The sequence below is a fragment of the Bradyrhizobium sacchari genome (assembly GCF_002068095.1).
Classification (GTDB): Bacteria; Pseudomonadota; Alphaproteobacteria; order Rhizobiales; family Xanthobacteraceae; genus Bradyrhizobium; species Bradyrhizobium sacchari.
Genome location: NZ_LWIG01000009.1, coordinates 203,568 through 210,029, shown reverse-complemented (window position 1 = coordinate 210,029; position 6,462 = coordinate 203,568). Strand labels below are relative to the sequence as shown.

At 64.3% G+C, this 6,462-nt stretch carries 7 protein-coding genes and 1 pseudogene; 3 read left to right on the top strand and 5 right to left on the bottom strand.

Going from position 1 to position 6,462, the window contains the following annotated elements; translation table 11 throughout:
* On the top strand, nt 1-570 hold a 570-nt coding region (locus tag A5906_RS13650; protein WP_245326723.1), incomplete at its 5' end, for a methyl-accepting chemotaxis protein.
* A 52-nt stretch (nt 571-622) separates the two neighbouring features.
* Here the strand turns inward: A5906_RS13650 and A5906_RS13645 are convergent.
* From A5906_RS13645 to A5906_RS13635, 3 genes are all read right to left on the bottom strand, one after another.
* Complete coding sequence (locus A5906_RS13645) at nt 623-1,309, bottom strand: glutathione S-transferase family protein (protein ID WP_080135699.1); 687 nt, start codon at nt 1,307-1,309, stop codon at nt 623-625.
* Between the two features lie 131 nt (nt 1,310-1,440).
* Complete coding sequence (locus tag A5906_RS13640) at nt 1,441-1,767, bottom strand: hypothetical protein (RefSeq protein ID WP_080135698.1); 327 nt, start codon at nt 1,765-1,767, stop codon at nt 1,441-1,443.
* Between the two features lie 183 nt (nt 1,768-1,950).
* Nucleotides 1,951-3,081, bottom strand: a complete 1,131-nt coding sequence (locus A5906_RS13635) for a site-specific DNA-methyltransferase (protein ID WP_080135697.1) — start codon at nt 3,079-3,081, stop codon at nt 1,951-1,953.
* Between the two features lie 415 nt (nt 3,082-3,496).
* On the opposite strand from A5906_RS13635, the gene ypfJ reads away from it, so the two are divergent.
* Entirely contained in the window at nt 3,497-4,441 is a 945-nt protein-coding gene (gene ypfJ / locus A5906_RS13630; protein ID WP_080135696.1) for a KPN_02809 family neutral zinc metallopeptidase, read from the top strand.
* 155 nt (nt 4,442-4,596) lie between these two features.
* The gene (gene moaB / locus A5906_RS13625) at nt 4,597-5,160 is read left to right on the top strand and encodes a molybdenum cofactor biosynthesis protein B (protein WP_080135695.1); all 564 of its coding nucleotides are present in this window, start codon (nt 4,597-4,599) and stop codon (nt 5,158-5,160) included.
* Nucleotides 5,161-5,372: 212 nt separating this feature from the next.
* On the opposite strand, the gene A5906_RS13620 is transcribed toward moaB, so the two are convergent.
* Both A5906_RS13620 and A5906_RS44345 read right to left on the bottom strand, forming a co-directional pair.
* Nucleotides 5,373-6,302 (bottom strand): bifunctional helix-turn-helix transcriptional regulator/GNAT family N-acetyltransferase, encoded by a 930-nt coding sequence (locus A5906_RS13620; RefSeq protein ID WP_080135694.1) that lies wholly within the window; start codon nt 6,300-6,302, stop codon nt 5,373-5,375.
* 65 nt (nt 6,303-6,367) lie between these two features.
* Nucleotides 6,368-6,462, bottom strand: a pseudogene (locus A5906_RS44345) (glycosyl transferase); the annotation flags it as partial.

Below are 6,462 nucleotides of genomic sequence, written 5' to 3'. Positions count from 1 at the left end.
GTCGGCCAGGCGAGCCGGACCAACGAGCGCGTCGGCGAATTGTCCAAGGCTGCCGCCCGCATCGGCGACGTGGTCGAGCTGATCAACACCATCGCGGGCCAGACCAATCTCCTTGCGCTGAATGCGACCATCGAGGCCGCGCGCGCCGGCGATGCCGGCCGCGGCTTTGCCGTGGTCGCCTCCGAGGTCAAGGCGCTGGCCGAGCAGACAGCGAAAGCCACCGGCGAGATCGGCCAGCAGATTTCCAGCATCCAGGCCGCCACCGAGCAATCGGTCGGCTCCATCCGGGAGATCAGCGGCACCATCGAACGCCTGTCGGAGATCTCGTCGACGGTTGCTGCCGCGGTGGAGCAGCAGGGCGCGGCGACACAGGAGATCTCCCGCAACGTCCAGCAGGCGGCCCATGGCACCCAGCGCGTCTCGACCAACATCGGTGACGTCCAACGCGGGGCCTCTGAAACGGGGTCTGCCTCCTCGCAGGTGCTCTCGGCGGCGCGCTCGCTGTCGGCGGACAGCAACCGGCTGAAGCAGGAAGTCGCAAAATTCCTGAGCTCGGTTCACGCCGCATAAAGACAAAAGGCCACGCGCAAGCGCGTGGCCTTCACATCGCGGTATGGCGCGATCAGGCGACCTTGGTCGTCATGTGCTTGAACATGTTGGCGCGGGCCTCGTCGTCCATCTCGGCCTTGAAGGTGAACTTGTCCTTCAACGCGATCGCGCGCGCAGCCGCCGGCCGCGCCGAGATCTCGTCCACCAGCCGCTTCACGTTCGGATAGCGCGCAAAGGCGTCGTCGCCGAGCTTGAACGGCACCATCCGCGCCCAGCCCCACAGCGCCATGTCGACGATCGAATAGGAATCGCCGACCATGTAGCTGCGGCCTTTGAGGTGGCCGTCGAGAATCTTGTAGTGGCGATCGGTCTCGTACTGGTAGCGGTTATGGGCGTAGTCGTGGTTCTGGTCCTTCGGCGCAAAATGCTTGAAGTGCACGGCCTGACCCGAATACGGCCCGACGCCGGTGGCAATGAACATCAGCCATGACAGCGTCTCGCCACGCAAATTGGCGGCGGGCAGGAACTTGCCGGTCTTCTCGGCGAGATAGAGCAGGATGGCATTCGAGTCGAACACGATGGTGCCGCCATCGTCGATCGCCGGCACCTTGCCGTTCGGATTGATCTTGAGGTATTCCGGCGTGAACTGTTCACCCTTGCGGGTGTCGACCTTCACCGGCTCGAAAGGCAGGCCGGATTCTTCGAGATAGAGCGCGACCTTGGTCGGGTTCGGCGAGCCGTTGAAATAGAATTTGAGCATTGATTATCTCCCCAGTGTCGTTGGCCGAGAGCGAGCGCGGCGCCATTGCCGCTGGCGCCCTTCTCTTGCCTGAACCGCGTTGGAGAGGGCAACCGGCGAGTTTGCCGGGCGGTATCTGCGCGCCGCGCAGATCAGCCGGCGTAACAAAGGCCGATCGCCGCCGTAACGACCATCGCCGCGCCGACCGCTTCCAGGCGGAGCCCGAGTTTTGTGGCGAGATGCATGTCGGAGGCGCGCGCCGCGCGTTCCGATCCGCGGGCATAGCCGTGCACGATGACGTCGTGATTGAAATTGTCGTGGGCCTCGTTGCTGCTGGCGAGCCCGACGCAGACCACGAGCACGCCGAACAGCGCGAGGCCGAAAAAGCCGAGCAGGGCGATCAGGAACATCGGAAACATGCCGAGCAGGAAGATCGGCAGCAGCGGCACCAGCAGCAATGTCTCGGACTGTCGTCGCATGGGGCCCAACCGCTCAGGACAGGGCTGATCGGGCGAATCTAGTCCTGGCGGGGGCGGCTTTCAAGCCATCGCGGTCATTCTGGGGCGCGCGAAGCGCGAGCCCGGAATCCATTGGGCCGCATGTGCTGCGGTTGGATAGATTCCGGGTTCTCGCTTCGCGAGCCCCGGAATGACGGAGGAAAGCTACTCCGCGCTCATACCCGCGCGGATCTCGGCGCGGAGCTCGTCGATCAGCTTGAGCCCCTTCTTGGTCTCGACATGCCAGAAGGTCCAGCCGTTGCAGGCCTGGGCGCCTTGCGCCACCGCGCCGATGCGGTGGATCGAGCCGACCTTGTCGCCGAGCATGATGGCGCCATCGGCGCGGACCAGCGCGCCAAGCTTTTTCTTGGCATCGAACAGTTTCGTGCCCGGCATGATCATGCCGCGCTCGATCAGCTCGGAGAACGCGACGCGCGGAGCTTCGCGCGCTGTCATGAACGGAGCGAGACTCTCTTCCGGCAGCGGCTCGACAGCCGCGATGCGGGCTTCGGCCGCCTTCGCATAGGTCTTGTCGCGCTCGAAGCCGATATAGGAGCGGCCGAGGCGCTTGGCGACGGCGCCGGTGGTGCCGGTGCCGTTGAAGGGATCGATCACGAGATCGCCCGGCTTGGAGGAGGACAGCAACACGCGCGCGAGCAGGCCTTCCGGCTTCTGCGTCGGATGCACTTTCTTGCCGTCGGCGCCCTTGAGGCGCTCCTCGCCGGTGCAGAGCGGGATCAGCCAGTCGGAACGTGCCTGCACATCCTCGTTGGCGGCTTTCAGCGCCTCGTAGTTGAACGTGTAGCCCTTGGCTTTTTCGTCGCGCGCGGCCCAGATCATGGTTTCGTGCGCGTTGGTGAAGCGGCGGCCGCGGAAATTCGGCATCGGGTTGGTCTTGCGCCAAACGATGTCGTTCAGGAGCCAGAAGCCGAGGTCCTGCATGATCGCGCCGACGCGGAAGATGTTGTGATAGGAGCCGATCACCCAGATCGTCGCCGACGGCTTCATCGCGCGGCGGGCGGCAAGCAGCCAGGCGCGGGTGAAATCGTCATAGGCGGAGAATGAATCGAACTTGTCCCAGTCGTCGTTGACGGCATCGACATGGGATTCGTCGGGGCGCTTGAGATCGCCCTTGAGCTGAAGATTGTAGGGCGGATCTGCGAACACCAGATCGACGCTACCTGCCTGAAGCTTCGACATCTCGGCGACGCAATCACCGAGGATGATGCGATGCGACGGAGACTCAAAGTTTGTGCGGGGCGCCCTTGCAGACGCCCCGCGACGCGACTCTACCATGACTCAAGAACTCTGACTCAGGCGACGCTGTCGGCGACGCGGGACCAAACAACCGACTGACCGTTACATTGAAGCGGCAAAGTAAAAATCGACTTAACCCGCTGCTTTTGTGAGCAGGCCGCGCATCGCGCGTTACGCGCGCTCCAGTGTTCGCATGCACCGTGTTTTGCAGTGTATTTCGTGTTTCTTCGCGTTGCGGGAGCGACCACGGCGCCAGAAAGACTGCAAATTTCTCTCGGAAAAAATTGCACGTCCCTCGGAAAAAATTGCTGGCAGGCGCATGCTGTCGCACTAGGCAATTTTTGCCGAGCACGATATTGATAAAGGCAACGGAAATTTTACGTGTGTGGCGCGTTGAGCTTTCGCGCTCCTGCGCCCAAATGATGCCACTCGAGGATTTAAGGGAAAGCCCGCCATGCGCTACGATGATTTCCGCCGCAGCGACGACATCGAGGATCGTCGCGACGAGGGTGGCGGTGGATTCGGCGGCGGAGGAGGCGGGGGGTTCGGCCTGCCGATGGGCGGCGGCGGGCTCGGCATCGGCACCATCATCGTGCTCGGCCTGATCGGCTACGCCTTCGGCATCGACCCGCGCATCCTGATCGGCGGCGCCGAGATCCTCACCGGCGGCGGCCAGGCGCCCAGCTACCAGACCGATCGCCAGTCGACCTCGGCCAAGCGTGGCGCGCCGACGGACGAGGTGGGCAGCATGATCGCCGGCATCCTCGGCGAGATCGACGACCGCTGGAGCGAGATCTTCCAGGCCAGCGGCCAGAACTATACCGGTCCGAAGGTCGTGCTGTTCCGCAACGCCACCAATGGCGGCCGCTGCGGCATGGCGCAGTCGGCGATGGGTCCGTTCTACTGTCCGCCGGATCGCACCATCTTCCTCGACACCAGCTTCTTCCGCGAGGTCGAGACGCGGTTCCGCGGCTGCTCCGGCAAGTCGGCGTGCAATTTCACCACCGCCTACATCATCGCGCATGAGGCCGGCCACCACATCCAGAACCTGCTCGGCATCATTCCGCGCGTGACGCGGCTGCAGCAGCAGGCCGGCAGCAAGGCCGAAGCGAATGCGCTCCAGGTTAAGGTGGAACTGCAGGCGGATTGTCTCTCCGGCGTCTGGGTCAACCGCGAGTCGAAGAAGCGTCCGAACTTCCTGGAGGCGGGCGACATCGACGCCGCGCTGACCACGGCGAGCGCGATCGGCGACGACACGTTGCAGCGCCAGGCCACGGGCCGCGTCGTGCCTGACTCCTTCACCCACGGCTCGGCCGCGCAGCGCAAGCAATGGTTCATGACCGGATTCCAGCAGGGCACGGTCCAGGCCTGCAACACGTTCGGCGGCGGGGCGACGTAACGACCCCGTGCCCCGGACGCAGCGCAGCGCTTCTTCAGCGGTGCGCTGCAGAGCCGGGGCCCATATTGCCGGTCTCCCAAGCCTCCAAGATGGGTCCCGGCTCTGCGGCGCGGCGCTGATACGCCGCGCCTTGTCCGGGACACGAGAGACGCACAATGGCTTCCATCGACGAATCCAAACAATTCATCCCGCTCAACATCGCGGTGCTCACCGTCTCCGATACGCGCGTGCTTGCGGATGACAAATCCGGCCAGACGCTCGCCGATCGCCTCACCGGCGCGGGCCATCATCTCGCCGCGCGCGAGATCGTCACCGACGACGTCGAGGCGATCCGCGCCGTGATCCGCCGCTGGATTGCCGATAGCGGCGTCGACGTCGTCATCACCACCGGCGGCACCGGTTTTACGGGACGCGACGTCACGCCGGAGGCGATCGAGCCGCTGTTCGAGAAGCGCATGGATGGCTTCTCCATCGCGTTCCACATGATGAGCCATGCCAAGATCGGGACCTCGACGATCCAGAGCCGCGCTACCGCCGGCGTTGCGGGCGCGACCTACATCTTCTGCCTGCCGGGCTCGCCGGGCGCCTGCCGCGACGGCTGGGACGGCATCCTGGCCGCTCAACTCGACTACCGCACGCGTCCCTGCAATTTCGTCGAGATCATGCCGCGGCTGGACGAGCATCTGCGCCGGCCGAAAGCGCAAGGCGCGACGGTGTGATGATCGTTGCTGTAAGTGCACTTGTGCGCTGAGCGCGTTTTCCTTCCTTCTCCCCTTGTGAGAGAAGGTGGCGCGAAGCGCCGGATGAAGGGTCTCTATCCGCGTGCACTGATGCTCGTGGAGACATACCCCTCACCCATGTAAGTGTGTGTCCGCCAGCGGAGATGCCCTCTCTCGCAAGGGGAGAGGGCGCAGCAACGCGCATCGCGCAGCTATAGATCCAGCTCCCACGTCTCCCCGACCAGATCGGCACCGAAGCTGTGGTGCCTCTCTTCCTTCACGAGCTTGAAGCCTGCACTTTGATAGATGCCGCGCGCGGCGACCAGGATGCTCTGGGTCCACAACGTCATCCTGCTGTAGCCCCTCTCGCGGGCGCCCCTGATGCATTGCTCGACCAGTGCACGGCCGACACCGAGCCCACGCGCCTTCTTCTCGACCTGCAGCAGGCGCAGCTTGGCGATCTCGTCGGTGGCCTTGACCAGAAAGATCGAGCCGACCGGCTCGCCATCCAATTCCGCGATCCAGCAATGCTCGCGTGCGGCGTCGTAGTTCTTGATGAACTGCGCGCAGATCTCGGCGACCAGCGCCTCGTAGCTGATGTCCCAGTTGTAGTCCGCGGCATAGGCGGCGGCCTGCCGGGAGATGACCCAGCCCATGTCACCGACGCGATGGCTGCGCAGCAGGAAAGCCGCGGGCTGGCTTGGGCGTTGCTCCAGCACAGCCTCGATGGTCGCCATGGCCTGGGTGAGCCGCGTCGCATCGGCGGCTGAAAGCTGAGCCAGCATCGCGGCAACCTCGTTCTGTGAGCTCAGGTTCAGCTTGGCGAAGGTCTGGCGGCCCTTGGCGGTCAGGCTGAGCTGGTATTGCCTGCGATCCGCGGGCAGGGGCCTGCGCGTGATCAGCCCCTTTTCGTCAAAACTCTGGACGATGCGGCTGAGATAGCCGGGATCGAGGCCAAGCTCGTTCCCGATCTCCTTTGCCGCAAGGTCGTCGCGATGCGCGAGCTCGTAGAGCACCCGTGCCTCGCTGAGCGAGAACGGGGTTTTTCCAAGATGCTGGTCGAGCACACCGAGCTTGCGGGTATAGAAGCGGTTGAAGGCGCGGACCGCGGCGACGGGGTCGTCTGTGCCGTTGAATGACATGGCTCACCTCGATATTTGCCATTGTCAAATAATTATTTGACTTTGGCAAGTATCGAGCGCGCGGATCAAGGACCTTCGCCGACCATGACGATCCGGCTGCGCAGCATGGTCCGGGACGAGCGGCCGAGCCGCCTCAGCAGCCGCGCCTCGGAACGGCGGG